Origin of the sequence: Rhodococcus sp. IEGM 1305, assembly GCF_030058635.1 — a bacterium.
Taxonomy (GTDB): domain Bacteria; phylum Actinomycetota; class Actinomycetes; order Mycobacteriales; family Mycobacteriaceae; genus Rhodococcus_F; species Rhodococcus_F opacus_D.
The window spans coordinates 77,731-94,058 of record NZ_JASHKX010000022.1 but is presented as its reverse complement, the minus strand read 5'-3'; the positions used below and the strand labels follow the sequence as shown (position 1 = coordinate 94,058).

The 16,328-nt window shown below is 67.7% G+C and carries 15 protein-coding genes; 4 read left to right on the top strand and 11 right to left on the bottom strand.

Features of this window, described 5'->3' with window-relative positions; translation table 11 throughout:
- Nucleotides 1-147 precede the first annotated feature (147 nt).
- Nucleotides 148-699, bottom strand: coding sequence for a gluconokinase (locus QM693_RS25455; protein WP_105415478.1), 552 nt, complete (start codon nt 697-699; stop codon nt 148-150).
- A gap of 34 nt (nt 700-733) precedes the next feature.
- Nucleotides 734-2,128 (bottom strand): GntP family permease, encoded by a 1,395-nt coding sequence (locus QM693_RS25450; protein WP_283353736.1) that lies wholly within the window; start codon nt 2,126-2,128, stop codon nt 734-736.
- A gap of 167 nt (nt 2,129-2,295) precedes the next feature.
- Between QM693_RS25450 and QM693_RS25445 the strand changes: the two genes are divergently transcribed.
- Nucleotides 2,296-3,027, top strand: a complete 732-nt coding sequence (locus tag QM693_RS25445) for a FadR/GntR family transcriptional regulator (protein ID WP_005251406.1) — start codon at nt 2,296-2,298, stop codon at nt 3,025-3,027.
- A 37-nt stretch (nt 3,028-3,064) separates the two neighbouring features.
- On the opposite strand, the gene QM693_RS25440 is transcribed toward QM693_RS25445, so the two are convergent.
- The 5 genes from QM693_RS25440 to zwf form a co-directional block, all read right to left on the bottom strand.
- On the bottom strand, nt 3,065-4,516 hold the full coding sequence (locus QM693_RS25440; protein WP_283353735.1) for a sugar porter family MFS transporter: 1,452 nt from the start codon (nt 4,514-4,516) through the stop codon (nt 3,065-3,067).
- 228 nt (nt 4,517-4,744) lie between these two features.
- Nucleotides 4,745-5,923 (bottom strand): ROK family transcriptional regulator, encoded by a 1,179-nt coding sequence (locus QM693_RS25435; RefSeq protein WP_283353734.1) that lies wholly within the window; start codon nt 5,921-5,923, stop codon nt 4,745-4,747.
- Between the two features lie 29 nt (nt 5,924-5,952).
- Nucleotides 5,953-6,579: a bifunctional 4-hydroxy-2-oxoglutarate aldolase/2-dehydro-3-deoxy-phosphogluconate aldolase gene (eda, locus tag QM693_RS25430; RefSeq protein WP_283333858.1), complete on the bottom strand. Its 627-nt coding sequence runs from the start codon at nt 6,577-6,579 to the stop codon at nt 5,953-5,955.
- 11 nt (nt 6,580-6,590) lie between these two features.
- On the bottom strand, nt 6,591-8,444 hold the full coding sequence (gene edd, locus QM693_RS25425; RefSeq protein ID WP_280780438.1) for a phosphogluconate dehydratase: 1,854 nt from the start codon (nt 8,442-8,444) through the stop codon (nt 6,591-6,593).
- Nucleotides 8,441-9,919, bottom strand: coding sequence for a glucose-6-phosphate dehydrogenase (gene zwf / locus QM693_RS25420; RefSeq protein ID WP_283353733.1), 1,479 nt, complete (start codon nt 9,917-9,919; stop codon nt 8,441-8,443). The genes edd and zwf overlap by 4 nt, the downstream gene beginning before the upstream one ends.
- 151 nt (nt 9,920-10,070) lie before the next feature.
- Between zwf and QM693_RS25415 the strand changes: the two genes are divergently transcribed.
- Complete coding sequence (locus QM693_RS25415; protein ID WP_005264060.1) at nt 10,071-11,264, top strand: ROK family transcriptional regulator; 1,194 nt, start codon at nt 10,071-10,073, stop codon at nt 11,262-11,264.
- Nucleotides 11,265-11,315: 51 nt separating this feature from the next.
- Here QM693_RS25415 and catC read toward each other — a convergent pair whose 3' ends face one another.
- The 3 genes from catC to catA are packed head-to-tail and all read right to left on the bottom strand — an operon-like array spanning nt 11,316 to nt 13,607.
- The gene (gene catC / locus QM693_RS25410; RefSeq protein ID WP_283333852.1) at nt 11,316-11,597 is read right to left on the bottom strand and encodes a muconolactone Delta-isomerase; all 282 of its coding nucleotides are present in this window, start codon (nt 11,595-11,597) and stop codon (nt 11,316-11,318) included.
- A gap of 16 nt (nt 11,598-11,613) precedes the next feature.
- The gene (locus QM693_RS25405; RefSeq protein WP_283353732.1) at nt 11,614-12,735 is read right to left on the bottom strand and encodes a muconate/chloromuconate family cycloisomerase; all 1,122 of its coding nucleotides are present in this window, start codon (nt 12,733-12,735) and stop codon (nt 11,614-11,616) included.
- 29 nt (nt 12,736-12,764) lie between these two features.
- Nucleotides 12,765-13,607, bottom strand: coding sequence for a catechol 1,2-dioxygenase (gene catA / locus QM693_RS25400; RefSeq protein ID WP_283333848.1), 843 nt, complete (start codon nt 13,605-13,607; stop codon nt 12,765-12,767).
- Between the two features lie 209 nt (nt 13,608-13,816).
- Between catA and QM693_RS25395 the strand changes: the two genes are divergently transcribed.
- Nucleotides 13,817-14,587: an IclR family transcriptional regulator domain-containing protein gene (locus QM693_RS25395; protein WP_283333846.1), complete on the top strand. Its 771-nt coding sequence runs from the start codon at nt 13,817-13,819 to the stop codon at nt 14,585-14,587.
- A 14-nt stretch (nt 14,588-14,601) separates the two neighbouring features.
- Here QM693_RS25395 and QM693_RS25390 read toward each other — a convergent pair whose 3' ends face one another.
- Nucleotides 14,602-15,141, bottom strand: a complete 540-nt coding sequence (locus tag QM693_RS25390; RefSeq protein ID WP_283353731.1) for a dioxygenase family protein — start codon at nt 15,139-15,141, stop codon at nt 14,602-14,604.
- A 232-nt stretch (nt 15,142-15,373) separates the two neighbouring features.
- Between QM693_RS25390 and QM693_RS25385 the strand changes: the two genes are divergently transcribed.
- On the top strand, nt 15,374-16,321 hold the full coding sequence (locus QM693_RS25385; protein ID WP_005573872.1) for an acyl-CoA thioesterase: 948 nt from the start codon (nt 15,374-15,376) through the stop codon (nt 16,319-16,321).
- Nucleotides 16,322-16,328 lie beyond the last annotated feature (7 nt).

Here is a 16,328-nt window from a genome sequence, read left to right as displayed (position 1 = left end):
GTCCAGCCAAGTGGACACCCTAGGGCGATCCGGAGAGAAACGCACGCGAAACTTCTCACGTCCGCTCTCCGAGACCTCCCGCCACGGTAAGTCGAAGTCGCCCGTTGCCGAGCGACTTCGACCGATTTCCGTCCGATTGCGGGAGGTTCACCGAGCCAGTCGCTCCTCCAGCCGAGCGATGATCTCGGTCGCAACCTGGGTGGGCGATCCGCCCACGTCCACCACGATCGCGTCCTCGTCCGGCTCGATCGGTTCGAGCGTCGAGATCTGCGTGTCCAGCAACGACGGGGGCATGAAGTGGTCGAGCCGGGCGGTCAGCCGTTCCCCGATCTGCGCCCGCGACCCGGCGAGATGCACGAAGACGACGTTGTCGCCCCGCAACACGTCGCGGTAGCTGCGCTTCAGCGCCGAGCAGGTGATGACCCCGGGAAGACCGTTCTCGGTGTGTTCTCGAATCCACCCCGCGACGACATCGAGCCACGGCCAGCGGTCCTCGTCGGTCAACGGCTGCCCCGACGCCATCTTCGCGACATTCGCGGGTGGGTGCAGGGCGTCTCCCTCCTGGAGGTCCCAGCCCATGGCGCCGGCGATGATTCCCGCGACCGTCGACTTCCCGGACCCAGACACCCCCATCAGCACCAGGACCGGATCTACCGTCTGCGGCGTGCGTCCTGCAGGTTCGCGCGTACTCACGTGCATCTCACCAACCTCACTCGACATTTCTCAGCCCCCTTTAGATGAATACGCTCAGTGCGAGGACCCCGGCGAGACCGGTGACGGAGATGATGCATTCCATCACCGTCCACGTCTTCAGGTTCTGTACCACCGTGACGCCGAGGTATTCCTTCACCAACCAGAATCCCGCGTCGTTGACGTGCGACAGGAACAGCGAGCCGGAGCCGATCGCCAGCACCATCAGCGAGACGTGCGTGGAGGTCAGTTCGGCGGCGACGGGTGCGAGGATGCCGGAAGCGGTGACGGTCGCGACGGTGGCTGATCCGGTGGCGACGCGGATGAGCACGGCCACGAGCCAGGCGAGGAACAGCACGGGAAGGGCGCTGTCCTTGATCGCGTCGGCGATCACGTCGGCGATGCCGGTGTCGATCAGGACCTGCTTGAATCCGCCGCCGGCGCCGACGATGAGGAGGATTCCGGCGATCGGGGGCAGTGAACTCTCCAGCGAGACGGCGATGGCCTTGCGGTCCATGCCGCCACCGCGGCCGAGAAGCGCCATCCCGGCGAGCACCGCGAGCCCGAGGGCCACGACCGGCGTTCCGAGGAAGTCGAGCAGCGCCTTCGCGGGCGACTCCGAGTCGGCGGCGATGACGTCGGCGACCGCCTTGCCCAGCATCAGGACGACAGGCAACAGGATGGCGGACAGTGTTGCGGCGAAGCTGGGCCGGCGACGCTCGGCGGCGGCTTCGGCGCCTTCCCGGTCCTCGACGGTCACGTAGAGCTCGGGGACGGGGACGTCCACCCAGCGTGCCGCCAGCTTGCTGAACAGCGGCCCGGCGATGACGACGGTGGGAATCGCGACGAGGACGCCGAGGGCGAGGGTGAGTCCGAGATTGGCGTTCAGGGCCGCCACCGCGACCAGGGGCCCGGGGTGCGGCGGAACGAGACCGTGCATGGCCGACAGACCTGCCAGCGTGGGAATCGCGATCCGCATCAACGACAACCCCGAACGCCGCGCGACCAGGATGATGACGGGCATCAGCAGCACGAGGCCGATCTCGAAGAACATCGGCAGGCCGATCACGGCGCCGACCAGCGCCATCATCCACGGCAGCGTCCGCGGGCCTGCCCGTCCGACGAGGGTGTCGACGACGCGGTCGGCACCACCGGAATCGGCGAGCAACTTGCCGAACATGGCACCGAATCCGATCAGGATTCCGACGCTGCCCATCGTGGCCCCGAAGCCCTCGACGAACGCCTTCACCGAGTCTTGCCCGCCCAGACCTGCGGCGATACCGACGCCGACGGCGCCGATCGACAGCGCGAGGAACGGGTGGAGTTTGAGCCAGGTGATCAGCGCGATGATGACGGCGACGCCGACGACGGCAGCCGTGATCAGCCGCGCGTCGTGACCGGCACTGTCGGCCGCTGCGAGTAGTGACGCGGTACTCATTCTGTTGCTCCAGGGAGATCGGTGATGGAATTACCCTTATTCGTGACTCACGTCACTGTGCCCCATAAACCATATGATTTCAAGCCCCGGACTTATTAAGTACTACTTAGAGGTTGGATGTCGTGCCAACGTGTGTTCAATGGAGGCAACCGTGGGAACATCGGCGGATGACCAACGCAGACGGCGGCGAGTACCGGCAATTGCACGAAACGGTGCTCGATCGGCTGGGTAGCGACATCGTGGCCGGCGTCGTGGCACCCGGCACCCGGATCTCCGCCGACGACGTGGTCACCCAGTACTCCGTCTCCCGAACCGTCGTCCGCGAGGTGGTCCGGGTTCTCGAATCCCTCGGACTGCTGGCCGTGCGACGTCGCGTCGGGATCACCGTCCTGGGCGAGGAGCACTGGAATTCACTGGATCCGAGCGTGATTCGGTGGAAGCTGGCCGGCCCGCAGCGGTTCGAACAGCTGTCGAGCCTGAGCGAGCTACGGTCGGGCATCGAACCGCTCGCCGCGCGTCTCGCGGCGACACGCGCGACACCCGAACAGTGCGGGGCGCTGACGGCCGCCGTCATCGGAATGTCGTCGACGTCCCGCGCCGCGGACACGGACGCCTACCTGGCCCACGACTCCGATTTTCACCGCACGCTGCTGACCGCGTCGGGGAATCCCCTGTTGCGCGCGATGTCGCAGATCGTCGTGGAAGTGCTCGAGGGCCGCACCCGGCACTCACTGATGCCGCACGTCGCCGAGACGGAAGCAATCCGCCTCCACGGCGTCGTGGCGTCGTCCATTCAGATGGGCGACGCCGACGCGGCGGAGGCGGCCATGCGCGCGATCGTGAGCGAATCCGCGACGGCAGTCGAGCAGATGAAGGACGAAGAAGACACCCACGAGTGAGCTACTCGCGGGTGCCTTCTTCGCAGCGCGGTAAGTCCTACGCGACCGAATCCGAATGCATGGCTTCGAGTTCCACGCCCTTCGTCTCCTTGACCCAGCGCAACACGAAGACGAGGGACAGCACCGCGCACACGGCGTAGAAGCCGTACGAGATTCCCAGCGAGAAGTCCTTCATGGACGGGAACGTCACGGTGATCAGCCAGTTCGCCGCCCACTGGGCGCCCGCGGCGAGCGACAGGGCGGCGGCCCGGATGCGGTTGGGGAACGCCTCGCCGAGCAAGACCCACACCACGGGGCCCCACGACATTCCGAAGGCCACCACGAAGAGGTTGGCGGCGACGAGGGCGATAGGACCCTGCAGTCCGGTCAGCTGCGGCGTCGTGACGCCGTCCACCACGGTGGTGGACGCGGTGCCGAAGATGAACGCCATGGTCGCGAGCGTCACGGCCATACCGGCGGAGCCGATGATCAGCAGCGGCCGCCGGCCCACCCGGTCGATGTAGGCGACGGCGATGAGGGTGGTGGCGATGTTGACCACCGACGTGATGACCGTGATCTGCAGTGAGCTGCCCTCGTCGAAGCCGACTGCCTGCCACAGGACGCTGGAGTAGTAGAAGATCACGTTGATACCGACGAACTGCTGAAAGACGGAGAGTCCGATACCGATCCAGACGATCGGCATCAGGCCGAACGCGGAGCCCTTCAGATCACGGATCGACGGTTGCGTCTCGCGGGCCAGCGTCGAGCGGATGCTCTCGATCTTGAGGTCCAGGCCCTTCTCGCCGAGCAGGACCGCGAGGATGCCGCGGGCCTCACCGAGGCGGCCCTGGGCGATCAGGTAGCGGGGAGATTCGGGAATCGTCAGCGACAGCAGTCCGTAGGCCAGTGCGGGCACGCACATCGCGAGGAACATCCAGCGCCAAGCCTCGAGCCCGAACCAGAGTTCTTCCTGCGACCCGCCGGCGAGGGCCGCGAGGGCGTAGTCGACCAGGAGCGAGACGAAGATGCCCGTGACGATCGCGAGTTGCTGCAGCGACCCGAGACGTCCGCGCACCCGGGCGGGCGAGATCTCGGCGATGTAGGCGGGTGCGATGACCGAGGCCAGACCCACACCGATGCCGCCGACGATCCGGAACGTCACCAGCATCTCGACGTTGGCCGCGAATCCGGTGCCGATGGCGCTCAGCAGGAACATCACCGCAGCGGCCCGCATGGTGACGAGGCGTCCGTACCGGTCGGCGATCCGCCCGGCCAGCATCGCTCCCGCCGCGGCGCCCAGCAGTGCCGAGGCGATCGCGAATCCGAGGAGAGCGGAATCGACCTGGAACTTGCCCTCGATCGCCGACACCGCGCCGTTGATGACTGCGCTGTCGTAGCCGAAGAGCAACCCGCCGAGTGCGGCGACGACCGCGATACGGACGGGAACCGAAGTGCCCTCTGCTGTGTCGCCGGGCGATTCCGCACCGGGCAACAGGACGTTTTCAGTCATGGGACTCCTCGTGAGCAAGGGGGTGATCGAGTCTCGGATCGAGCCGAGGCCTGCGCGAGAGCGCATTCGTTGTGGTGCGGAACACAGTAAGCAACGAAACAGGGAACCGTCAAGATATGAACACAAATAGGCGACCTTCACCGGAGATATGTTCATAAATGAACGAGGCTACCGTGACGTGCGCAGAGTTCACCCCACAAGCTGGCGGGAGACTTCAGCGGCGAACAGTCAGGCCGGAAGCGCGGATCGCAGACCCAGCGCGACGGCGCCGAGCACCTGCGCCCGGGGGCCGAGTTCGGCGACGCGGATGTCCAGGGAACGGACCGCGCTGGGCACCGCGTAGCGGCCGACGACCTCGCGCATCGGCCCGAGCAACAGTTCGCCGGCCAGCGCGAGTTCGCCGCCGATGACGAGTCGTTCGGGATTGACGAGGTTGCACAGGCTCGCCACCGCGACCCCGACGTGCCGCCCCGTGTCGGCGAGCACCCGGATGCAGGCGGCGTCGCCGCCCTCGGCCATCGCGACGATGTCGGCGATGGTGAGATCGGGGCCGCGACTCGGTGCGAGCAGTCCGATCACGACGTGCGAGGCGACGAGGGTCTCGAGGCAGCCGCGGTTGCCGCAGCGGCATACCTGACCGAACTCGTCGAGTGTCAGGTGGCCGATTTCGCCTGCGGTGCCGCCTCTTCCGCGGTACAGCCGGCCGTCGAGGACGAGCCCGGCTCCCACACCGTCGGACAGTTTGATGTAGGCGAGATCGGTGGTTCCCCGGCCCGCTCCCCACATGTGTTCGGCGAGCACGCCGAGGTTCGCGTCGTTGTCGACGTGCACCGCGGTGCCGAGATACTCCGACGCGATGGCGGCCGCGTCGACACCGACCCACCCGGGCAGGATCGACGGGCCGCCGACCTCGCCGGTGTCGGTCTCGAGCGGCGCGGGCAGACCCATTCCGACCGCGAGGACGGACGTACGGTCGCAGCCGAGTCGATCGAGGGCCGCGTCGAGAAGAGCGCCCGCCTGCACCACGCCATCCTCGGCGCGGTGCCCGGCACCGAGTTCGACGCGCTCCTCGGCGAGCACCTCGTGTGCCATGTCGGCGACGGCCACGGTGAGATGCCGGTGCCCGAAGTCGATCCCGACCGCGAGCCCCAGCTTGCGGGTCAGTCGCACCGCGCGGCCCCGCTGGCCGGGGTGGTCGCCGCCCGGCACGGCGACCATCCCGGCCGCGGTCAATTCCTTGACCATGTTGGACACGGTGGCGGGAGCCAACCCGGTGCGACGCGCGATCTCCGCCTGGGTGAGCTCACCCGACGTCTGGAGCGCGCGGACCACGCGGTGCTGGTTGGCGGACTTCAGCGAGGACTGAGAACCCGGCCTCTGGGAGTCACCGTTGTCACTGTCGCGCACGAATTCACCGTACCGCGCCGCTTCTCCTGCTACCGGGCGAGTGCCGCCGCCTCACGCGCGAGGCCGCTGATCCGGTCCCAGTCCTTCTTCTTCACGGCGTCGGCGGGCGTGAGCCAGGATCCGCCGACGCAGCCGACGTTGGGCAGCGACAGGTAGTCGCCGACGTTCGACGTCGAGATGCCGCCGGTGGGGCAGAACCGTGCCGCCGGAACGGGTGAGTGGATCGAGCCGAGGAACTTCGCGCCACCCGACGCCTCGGCGGGGAAGAACTTGAGTTCGCGATAGCCGTGCTCGAGCAGGAAGAGCACCTCGGAGACCGTCGCCGCGCCCGGGAGGTGCGGCAGTCCGGTCTCCGTCATGGCCTTCAGCAGAGTTTCGGTGCTACCCGGCGACACCAGGAACTGTGCTCCCGCGTCGGCCGCCTGCGCAGCCTGCACCGGTTCCACGATGGTGCCCGCGCCGACGCAGATCTCCGGCACCTCGCTCGCGATCGCCTTGATGGCGTCGAGAGCACACGGCGTGCGCAGGGTCAGTTCGATCATCGGGATGCCGCCGGCCACCAGCGCGCGAGCCACCGGCACTGCGTCGCCGAGGTCGTCCACGACGACGACGGGGATGACCGGGACGCGGTCGAGGAGGGAGGGGCTGTTCGTCACTGAAATACTCCTTAGACGGGTTGGGGGTGGAAAACGCTGGCGCCCTGGGTCGCCGGTCCGACAGCGGCGCGCAGGCCGGCGAAGAGTTCGCGCCCCGTACCGACCCATTCGTCGGCGCCCAGTGCACGACCGGTCGCCGGGCGGGCGGCCAGTTCCTCGTCGTCGAGGTGCACGTTCACGGAGCCGGTGACGGCGTCGACGGTCAGGACGTCACCGTCACGCACACGCGCGAGCGGTCCGTCCACGGCCGCCTCGGGGGTCAGGTGGATGGCCGCCGGAACCTTCCCGGAGGCACCGGACATCCGGCCGTCCGTGACCAGCGCGACCTTCCGGCCCTGGTCCTGCAGAACGCCGAGAACCGGGGTGAGCTTGTGCAATTCGGGCATCCCGTTGGCGCGTGGGCCCTGGTACCGGAGTACGGCCACGAAATCGCCGGTCAACGTGCCCGCCTCGAACGCGGCGAGGAAGTCGAGCTGATCGTCGAAGACCCTGGCCGGAGCGGTCACCACGCGGTGGTCCGGGTGGACGGCCGACGTCTTCATCACGCAGGAACCGAGGTTTCCGGTCAGCATCTTGAGCCCGCCGTTGACGTCGAACGGATCTTCCGGTCCGCGCAACACGCTGGTGTCGAGGCTGATTCGCGTACCCGGCTGCCATTCGACGCCCTCGCCCGACAGCTTCGGTTCCTCGGTGTAGCGGCGGAGCCCGGGGCCGACGACGGTCTTCACGTCCTCGTGCAGCAGTCCCGCGTCCAGCATCGAGGACACGACGTAGCCGAGTCCACCGGCCGCGTGGAAGTGGTTCACATCGGCCGAGCCGTTGGGGTAGATCCGGGCGAGCAGCGGCACCACCGCGGACAACTCGGACAGGTCGTCCCACGTGAGCGTGATTCCGGCGGCGCGGGCGATCGCCACGAGGTGCATCGTGTGATTGGTCGAACCGCCGGTGGCGAGCAGCGCCACGCAACCGTTGACCACGGCCTTCTCGTCGACGACCTCGCCGACCGGCGTGTAGTCGTCGCCGAGTGCGGTGAGACCGGTGACGCGCCTTCCCGCCTCCGACGTCAGTGCGTCACGCAGCGGGGTACCGGGGTTCACGAAGCTCGACCCGGGCAAGTGCAGGCCCATCACCTCCATGAGGAGCTGGTTGGAATTGGCCGTGCCGAAGAACGTGCACGTGCCCGCGCCGTGGTAACTCGCCGCCTCCGCGTCGAGCAGCTCCTCGCGTTCGGCCTTACCCTCCGCGTACAACTGCCGCACGCGCGACTTCTCGTTGTTGGGCAGACCGGACGTCATCGGACCGGCCGGGACGAAGATCGTCGGCAGGTGACCGAAACCCAGAGCGCCGATGAGCATCCCCGGCACGATCTTGTCGCACACTCCGAGCATGAGGGCGCCGTCGAACATGTCGTGGGACAGTCCGATCGCCGTCGCCATCGCGATGACGTCGCGGCTGAACAGCGACAGCTGCATGCCGTCGCGGCCCTGAGTGATGCCGTCGCACATCGCGGGGACACCGCCGGCGAACTGGGCGATGCCACCGGCCTCCATGACCGCGGCCTTCAGCTGCCGCGGAAAGTGCTCGAACGGCTGGTGCGCCGACAGCATGTCGTTGTACGACGAGACGATCGCGATATTGGGCTTGACGAAGCTGCGCAGCGCCTTCTTGTCGGCCGGGCCGGACGCGGCGAAGCCGTGTGCGAGGTTCGCGCAGGCCAGCTTGCCGCGCGCCGGGCCGCGGTCCCCCGCCGCCCGGATACGGTCGAGGTAGACCGTGCGCTCGGGTTTGCTGCGCTCGATGATGCGTTCGGTGACGGCGGCGAGGACGGGGTGCACGTCGGCCGTCGGTGTGGGTGCGTCGGTCATGCGGTGACTCCTTCGTGCCAGGCGCGGCCGTCGCGCTCGATCAGGGTGGTCGCGTCGGTGGGTCCGTTGGTGCCGGCCGGGTAGCGGCGCGGGGCGCGCTCGGACATCTCCCAGCCGACGAGGATCTGCTCGACCCACTCCCAGGCGGCCTCGACCTCGTCGCGGCGCATGAACAGGGTCGGGTTACCCCGGACCACGTCCATCAGCAGCCGCTCGTAGGCGTCGGGTGACGGACGCTTGAACGTTTCGATGTAGTTGAGGTCCAACGACACCGGCTTGAGTCGGATACCGCCGGGGCCAGGTTCCTTCGCCGTCATGTGCAGCCGCATGCCCTCGTGGGGCTGCAACTGGATCACCAGGCGGTTGGGTTCGCTGTGGCCCTCGCTGCCGGGGAACATGGGGTGCGGGACGGGCTTGAACTGCACCACGATCTCCGAGCAGCGCCGGTCCATGCGCTTGCCGGTGCGCAGGTAGAACGGAACGCCGGCCCAACGCCAGTTCTGGATCTCGGCCTTGACGGCGATAAACGTCTCGGTGGTGCTCTCCGGGTTCTCGACGTCCTCCTGGTATCCGGGGACGGCGATCCCGTCGGCCAGGCCGGGGCCGTACTGGCCTGCGACGGTGCAGCTTTCGACGTCCTTCGGGCTCATCGGCTTGAGGGCCTGGAGGACCTTGAGCTTCTCGTCTCGCACGGTCTCGCGGTCGACGTAGGTGGGCGGTTCCATCGCGACGAGGCAGAGCATCTGCAGGAGGTGGTTCTGCAGCATGTCGCGCAGGGCACCCGCCGACTCGTAGTAGCCGCCGCGACTGCCGACTCCGAGCGACTCGGCGACGTTGATCTGCACGTGGTCGATCGACGAGGAGTTCCACAGCGGTTCGAGGAACGTGTTGGCGAATCGCGTGACCAGAAGGTTCTGGACGCTCTCTTTGCCGAGGTAGTGGTCGATGCGGAAGATCTGCGATTCCTCGAACACGGCGCCGACCGCGTCGTTGACGGCGCGGGCCGAGGCGAGGTCGTGTCCGATCGGCTTCTCCAGCACGACGCGGGACTGTGCGTCGGCGAGACCGTTCAGGGCGAGGTTGTCACAGATCGGCCCGAACAGACTGGGAGCGCAGGCCAGGTAGAAGACCCGGATCGAACCTTCCCGCGCGGCGAGGCACTCGCTGAGGCCCGCCCAGTTCGCGGGGTCCGCGGCGTCGACGGAGACGTATTCGAGGCGATTGAGAAATCGCTCACAGGTGTCCGAATCCAGCTGATCGCCGGAGACGAACCGCGCGAGTTCTCCTCGCACCTTGTCGCGGTAGCCGTCGGTGTCGAGACCGGCTCGCGAGGCACCGATCACGCGGGTTTCTGCGGGCAGCTGGCCGTCCCTGTCGCGCAGGTAGAGCGCAGGAAGCAGCTTACGAACCGCCAGGTCGCCGGTCCCGCCGAACACGACGAAATCGCACGGTTCCACGGTGGTCGCTGGTGACATGTCATCTCCCTCTGAAAGCCGGATGTGTGGGCCGTCACAGACGACAGTAGGCGACCTTTGGCTTTCGATCAATACAGACTTAAGTATTTCTGCGAACAAAGATCAGGGGCTTACGTTGTCAGACGCGTGTCCGGTTGGTTGAATGGCCTGCATGCGGACGCCTCGCTCGACGACCTCCCCGGCGACGGGTGGCGACGTCTTCGCCCTCATTCGCGCAGGGCAAGCAACGACGCGCACCGAGATCGGCACCCTCACCGGCCTCTCCCGCACCGCGGTCGCGGCGCGGGTCTCCTCGCTGCAGGCGTCGGGGCTCGTCGTCGAGCGCGAGGAGGGCGTCTCGACCGGGGGTCGCCCGCCGGTGAAGCTCTCGTTTCACGTACAGGCCGGTGTCGTGCTGTCGGCGGCCATCGGCCGGAGCCGCACCCAGCTGGCCATCTGCGACCTCGCCGGCGACGTCATCGTCGCCGAGGACGTGGAGCAGGAGATCGGCACCAGCCCGGCCGAGCTGATGCCCGTCATCGCGCAACGTCTCATCGCGCTGCGCGAGAGTCTGGGCGAGACCGCGGGACGGACGGTCGGGATCGGGATCAGCCTCCCCGGGACCGTCGACACCGAACGCGGGTGCAGCCTGAACTCCCCCATGATGTCGGGCTGGGACGGCGTCCCCCTCCAGCCGTTCCTCGCCGACGTCACCGACGCGCCCGTCTTCGTCGACAACGACGCCAACGTCATGGTGCTGGCGGAGCGGCGCGGAGAACGCCGCGACTTCGCCGACATGCTGCTCATCAAGGCGTCGACCGGGCTGGGCGCCGGACTCGTGTCCGGTGGTGTGCTCCAGCGGGGCGCCCTCGGCGCGGCGGGCGAAATCGGGCACACGAAAACCGCAGCGGCACAAGGTGTGGTGTGCCGCTGCGGTGATGTGGGTTGTATCGAGGCCGTGGCCGGCGGGTGGGCGCTGGTCCGCAATCTGCAGGAGCAGGGACGCGAAGTCACCCACATTCGCGACGTCATCACCCTCGCCCTGGCCGGGGACGCCGAGGCCCGGCGGATGATCCGTGAGAGCGGACGGCAGATCGGCGAAGTGCTGTCGGGCGCGATCAACCTCCTCAACCCGGAGGTCGTGATCGTCGGCGGCGACATGGCGCAGGCCTACGACACGTTCGTCGCCGGGCTACGCGAAACCCTCTACGGCAACGCGATCGCCGTTGCCACCCAACAGCTTCAGATCCTCCCCTGGACGCACGGGGAACTGTCGGGAGTCGTCGGCAGCGCCACCATGGCGCTCGACCACGTCCTCAGCGTGCGCGCGGTGGACCAGCTGCTCGCAGGCGCTCCGCGCCCGTGAGCGGTTGACGAGTCCAGAGACTCGCTCACCGCGCACGGGCGGCGAAGCCGCCTACTTGACGTCGGAACCGTGCTTGGTGAGCGGCATGATCTCGATCGTCATGTACGGGAACAGTGGAAGGTTCCACAGGATCTCGTGCAGTTCGTCGGCCGACTCGACGTCGAAGATGCTGATGTTGCTGTACTGGCCGACGATCCGCCAGATCTCGGGCCACTTGCCGGAGCGTTGGAGCTCCTGCGAATACGCCTTCTCCTTGGCGATGGTCTCGTCCCGGACCGTCGGGTCGAGGTCACGGGGAATGGCGACGTCCATGCGGACGTGAAAGAGTGCCATCGGGTGGTGTGCTCCTTTAGTTCCTGGTCCAGGTCTTGACTGCGTCCATGTTGAGCTCGATTCCGAGTCCGGGACCTTCGGGCAGGAACACCTGGCCGTCGGCGTAGCGGATCGGTTCCTGCAGCAACTCCTCGCTGAACAGCAGCGGTCCGAACAGTTCGGTGCCGAAGTCGATGCCGGGTTCCGCGCACGCGAAGTGGATGGACGCCGCGGTTCCGATCGGGCCTTCGATGGACGTGGCTCCGTGGCAGGCGATTCCGGCTGCCTTGGCGATCGCGACCACCTCGCGGCTCTTCTTCAGGCCGCCGCACTTGGTGGTCTTGAGGGCGATGACGTCCGCGGCGCCGCGGCGTGCGACCTCGAGGGCGTCGTGCGGAGTCTGCACGCTCTCGTCCGCCATCACCGGGACGGGGACGAGGCGGTTGAGCTCGGCGAGGACCTCGAGTTGCTCACCGGGTGTGGGCTGCTCGATCAGTTCGACGCCGCCTTCGACGAGGCGGGGCACGTACTTCAGCGCGGTGAGCCTGTCCCAGCGGGCGTTGACGTCGATGCGGACGCCGGCCTTGCCCCGCAGAGCCTGCGCGATCTGGACCACCCGGGCAGTGTCGACGGCGGGATCGAGCGCACCCATCTTCAGCTTGAAACTGAAGTGCCGCTTCGACTCGACGAGACCGAGGGCCTCCTCGATGATCTCCTCGGCGGGTGCGGCGCCGAGGGCCCACGTGACGTCGACGCTCTTCCGGAAGGCGCCGCCGAGCAGCGTGTGCACGGGCACGCCCAGGCTGCGGGCCCAGGCGTCGTGCAACGCGACGTCGACGGCGGCCTTCGCGAAACGTGCATTGGCGACGACTCGTTCGATGTCCGGCATGATGCCGGTGATCTCGTCGACACCCCGGCCCAGCAGCACCGGGCCGATGTACTTCTCGACGATCGCCTGCATCGTCTCCACCGATTCGCCGCCCCACCACGGGCCGCCGGGGACGACGCCCTCGCCGTAGCCGGTCACGCCGCCCGCGGTCGTGACGGCGACGAGCAGTAGCGGCTGCGCCGTCATCGACGTGGTGGCGAACTTGTGGGGACGCACCAACGGCACATCGAGGATCGTCGTTTCGACGGAGACGATCGACAGGTCGGTCATCGGATCACTTTCTCTACGGGTGGAACGGGTCACGCGGGGTCGAGCACGAAGTTGTAGGTGACGTAGTTCTTGCCGTCGTCACCGGTCTTCGGGTCGAGGATGAGTTCCGGCTTGGTCGCCGACGCGACGTCGCTGTCGATCCAGTCGCCGCCCTTGAAGTACAGCTGCGTGGTCACCGACTCCTTGCCCGGCGCCGACACGATGAGGTGCAGGTGCGCGGGACGCCACGGGTGACCGTTCTGCGCCTCGATGAACTGACCGGTCGGGCCGTCGGTCGGGATCTGGTAGGGCGCCGGCTGGATCGTGGTGATCTCGTAGCGGCCGTTCTCGTCGGCGATGATGGTGCCGCGCAGGTTCCACTCGGGCAGGTGCGGGGCGAACTGCGAGTAGTAGCCGTCGTTGTCGGCGTGCCACAGTTCGACCTTCGCGCCGGCGAGACCGTTGCCGTCGAGATCGGTGACCTGGCCGGAGAAGACGAGCGGGGTGATCTTCTCGTCCTCTTCCCGCATCGGCAGGGTGCACTTCGACGGCAGCTCGGGGGCGTTCTCGATGTAGTACGGGCCCTCGATGCTGCCCTTGGTGCCCTTGCGGCTGCGAGCGAGGACTTCTTCGACGGAGTGCTCGATGAACACGTCGAGGAACAGCGGCCATTCGCCGCCCTCGCCGACGTCGATCAGCCACTGCTTGAACACGCGGTACTCGGGGTAGGTGACGCCGTGCTTCAGGATCACGTCGTTGAGTGCGCCGAGCGCGTCCTTGGCGATGGCCGCGAGCCGCTCCGGCGAGGTGTCGGCGGTGACGCGCTCGGCCTTGAACTTGTCGGTGGCGGCGGAGCCGGATCCGGCGGCGGTGGGGCTCTCGGTGGTGGTCATCTGTTTCTCCTTGGGCTGGGAGGGGATCGGATTGGGCTGATATCGAGTTTTGGGCGACGCGGTGGGTGTTCACGCGCCGAGGGGTCTTGCATCCTGTACGCTATGCGTACTAACATCACGCTGTGCGTACACCACTACTGTGCGCGCAGTCACATTGAAATGTCAACCCCAAGTCCGAATACGCACACGAATCGCTGGTGGAGGCCGCAATGACCGAGAGCGATCGCGATTACATCCAGAGCATCGAGCGCGGGTTCGCAGTGCTCCTCGCATTCGACGCGCAGCGTCCGAACCCGACGCTCGCCGAACTCGCCACAGAAGCGGGACTGTCGCGTCCCGCGGTCCGCCGGATCCTGCTCACCCTGCAGAAGCTGGGGTACGTCGCCGGCTCGGGAGGCCGGTGGTCGCTCACCCCCCGCGTGCTCAGCATCGGACAGCACTACTCGGAGTCGCACGCACTGATCGAGGCCGCGATGCCCCGGCTGCTCGAGGTGGCCGAGAAGACCCAGGAGTCCGCGTCGCTCGGCGTGCTCGACGGCGCCGACGTGGTCTACGCGGCGCGCGTTCCCGTCCGCCGGATCATGAGCATCAACGTCTCCGTCGGCACCCGCGTCCCCGCGTACGCCACGTCCATGGGTCGCGCGCTCCTGGCCTGGGCTCCCGCCGACGTGGTCGAGCGGGTGGTCGCCGAGTCCACATTCGAGAAACTCGGGCCCGAAACCATCGGCACTGCAGCCGAACTCGAACGGGAACTCGCCAAGGTCCGCGAGCAGGGGTTCGCCCTGACGTCCGAGGAGCTGGAGAAGGGTCTGATCTCGCTGGCCGCCCCCGTCCGCGACGCCGGCGGCACAGTGGTCGGCGTGGTCGCGTGCTCCACGTCGTCCGCGCGGAACACTCCGGCACAGTTCCGCGAACAGGCCGTTCCGTGCGTCCTCGCCGCCGCGGCCGCCCTGAGCACGGACATGGGCTTCGCCGGCTGACGGCATCACGTCGGTCAGATCGGGTCGAGCACGAAGTCGCAGGAGACCTCTCCGCCGAGCCCGACGTCGACGAGCGACTCGACGGCGGACGCGTCCACTTCTCGCGATGCGCCCGGTGTCGGCACCAGGCGCGTCTCGAGCGGCCGGAAGCCACGCGCATGCACGACGACGTTGACATGCCCGACATCGGCTTCGCCTCGGGCGCTCGAGAATTCGCACGGCGCCGGCTGCACGGTCGAGATGTCGAAGCGGCCCCCGGCGCATGTGACGACGATGCCGCGCAGGTTGTTGCGCAGAATCTCGACGGAGTACCCGGAGTAGCAGCCGCCGGCGTCCGCGTGCCAGATCTCGAGTTCCGCCCCCGACAGCGGTTCGCCGGCGCGTGAGCGCACGACCCCCGCGATGCGGAGCGGAGTTCCCGGCTCGCCGGGAAGTGCCGCGAGGTTCGCCTTCCACGGCAGCACTCGCTGCGCGGGGAGGTAGAACTCCCGGTCGACGTGGTCGAGGCCTGCCTGGTCCACGTGAGGTGCGGTCGTCGTCGACGTTGAGGTCATCACCTGATCCGATCACTCTCGTACGCTGTGCGTACTTTGAGAACGCTGTGCGGTCGATGTCGAGTGTGCGCGTGGTCACACGCTTTCGTCAACCTCGGCCCGTTCACATCGCGGACGGGTCGGCCCGGTGCATCTGTGGGATAATTTCCCCGCCACCGGCGGACAACGACGTTTCGCCGTCCCCGGTTCGCGCCCTCGTGCCGGCCACGTCGAATCCCCGAGGATCACATCGATGACCACGCCTCCCCGCAGCATCACCCTCCGCTTCCTGGCCGCACCCACCGAGGTGGCGACGCTCGGAGGGGCCGTCCAGGGTGGCCGGATCCTCGAATGGATCGACAAGGCCGCCTACGCCTGCGCGGTCGGCTGGAGCGGAAGCTACTGCGTCACCGCCTACGTGGGAAACATCAAGTTCACCCGGTCCATCGAGTCGGGACACCTCGTCGAGGTCGAAGCCCGGCTCGTCCACACCGGGCGCTCCAGCATGCACATCCAGTGCACCGTGTCATCGGCCGACCCGCGCACCGGACAGTTCACCGAGGCCAGCAACTGCCTGATCATCTTCGTCGCCGTCGACGACTCCGGTAAGCCGACGAGTGTGCCGCCGTGGCAGCCCGTCACCGCCACCGACCGCGCCGAGTCCGAGGAGGCGGTCATGCGCATCGGCCTGCGGGCCGACATCGAAGAGGCGATGAGCAAGCAGAACTACACCGACGCGGGCACCGCACCGGAATCGCTCACCCGCTTCCTCGCAGCGCCCACCGACGTCAACTGGGGCGGCAAGACCCACGGCGGAACCGTGATGCGCTGGATCGACGAGGCCGCCTACCTGTGCGGCACGTCGTGGAACGGCACGCCGTGCGTGTCCGTGTACGCCGGCGGGGTGCGTTTCTACCGCCCGATCCAGATCGGGCACGTCGTCGAGGTCGATGCCCGCCTGCTGCACACCGGCGCGCAGACCATGCACATCTCGGTGCACGTGCGATCCGGCGACCCGCGCACCCGGGAAATGAACCTCACCACCCACTGCCTCACCGTCGTCGCCGCCGTCGACGAGGACGGCGCCGCAACGGCAGTACAGCAGTGGGTGCCGCAGTCCGACGAGGACCGCAAGCTGGAGGCGCACGCCCGCGAACTCATCGCCCTCCGCGACCGGGCGCGCATCGGCGCCCTGGCGTAATCCGCCC